The sequence below is a fragment of the Rhodococcus sp. KRD162 genome (genome assembly GCF_017168335.1).
Taxonomy (GTDB): Bacteria; Actinomycetota; Actinomycetes; order Mycobacteriales; family Mycobacteriaceae; genus Rhodococcoides.
Map to the genome: position 1 here is coordinate 1 of NZ_JABFAU010000095.1, position 1,545 is coordinate 1,545.

The window sequence follows — 1,545 nt, forward strand, 5'->3', positions numbered from 1 at the left end:
TAGACGGTATGGAGGTCTTGGCTGGGGCCCCTCCGCATGTAAGCGTGGGTTGCCGACAGGAGTGGGTCCTGGCCGGTAGAGCCACAGATGTGGGAGGCCCCAGTGAAGAATCATCGTACGAGTGTTGGTTTGGATGTGCACGCACGATCGGTGGTGGCGTGCGGTTTGGATGGCGAGACGGGCGAGTTGTTCGAGCGTCGCATGTCGCCTGATCACAAAGAAATCCTGGAGTGGATTCGTTCGCTGCCAGGACTGGTGCATGTCGTCTACGAGGCGGGCCCGACCGGTTTCGGTCTGGCCCGTTTTCTGTTGGCCGCCGGTGTCGATTGTGTGGTGGCGGCACCGTCGAAAATTCAGCGTCCCCCTGGTGACCGCATCAAGACCGATGCCCGTGATGCCCGGCATTTGGCTCGGTTGCTTCATTTGAGTTCTATTGTGCCGGTTCTGATTCCGAGTACCGAGCAGGAGTCCGCTCGTGATCTGGTGCGAGCAAGGGAGGACTGCCGCGGCGATCTGGTGTCCGCACAGCATCGCCTGACACATGTGCTGCTGCGTCAAGGGATCATCTACAGCGGCGGCAAACCCTGGACCGCAGCCCACGATCTGTGGTTACGTCGCCAGCGGTTCGATTCACGTGCACTGCAGATCACCTACGACACCGCCTACGAGACCGTCATCGCCACCACCGAACGCCGGAATCGTCTCGATACCGCCATCGCGGACATGGCTGCGCATTCGTCGTTCACTCCGGTGGTGACCCGGCTGGGGTGCCTTCGTGGGGTGGCGACGTTGACAGCGTTCGGTTTGGCGACGGAGATCGGTGAGTGGGACCGGTTGACCGGCCGCTCGATCGGTGCGTTCGTCGGGTTGATCCCGACCGAGCATTCTTCCGGTGAATCCCGGTCGCAGGGCGGTGTCAGCAAAACCGGCAATGCTCACGTACGCCGACTGCTGGTCGAGGCTGCCTGGCATCATCGCAAGCCGTATCGGCCGGGGCGTGAACTGGTGGCACGGTGGAAGGCGTCGACTCCCAAAGCCAAAGCGCGAGGACATCAAGCGAACCGGCGGCTGCACGCACGGTGGGAACATTTCGACGAACGCGGTAAACGTGCGGTGGTCGCCAATGCCGGGATCGCACGAGAGCTGGCCGGCTGGTGCTGGTCGTTGGCCACGCTCGAGGAATGACTGAAGCTCCGACGCCGAAGTAGCGATCTGCGTCGGGATAGATGTCCGGAATGAACGGTCGACGACGATGTGGGATGTGGCCGAGCGTCTGGGAGTGACCCGCTAGCCGCCTATGAGCAATCCTCAACTGCGCGTTGGGATCACGCTCGACTCATAGACTTGCGATCCACTCCAGCCGAAACAGTCCGTCCTGCGGTAACCAACCCGCGTATATGAGAGTTGACGACGCGTCGAACACTACGACACGCTCACCTCCCACTCGCATCGATCACCATCCCGGCAACAGGAAGCGGTGGCACACACGACGGTGCGTGCCACCGCTTCACCATGCCGTCGTTGACAGGCCGACCTCCATATGAG

Annotated in this window: 1 protein-coding gene; it reads left to right on the plus strand. The window is 61.8% G+C overall.

The features are described from left to right. Nucleotides 1-87 precede the first annotated feature (87 nt). A complete protein-coding gene (locus tag J1M87_RS28175) occupies nucleotides 88-1,185 on the plus strand; it encodes an IS110 family transposase (RefSeq protein ID WP_032375655.1) in 1,098 nt (365 codons plus the stop codon). Nucleotides 1,186-1,545: the final 360 nt, after the last annotated feature.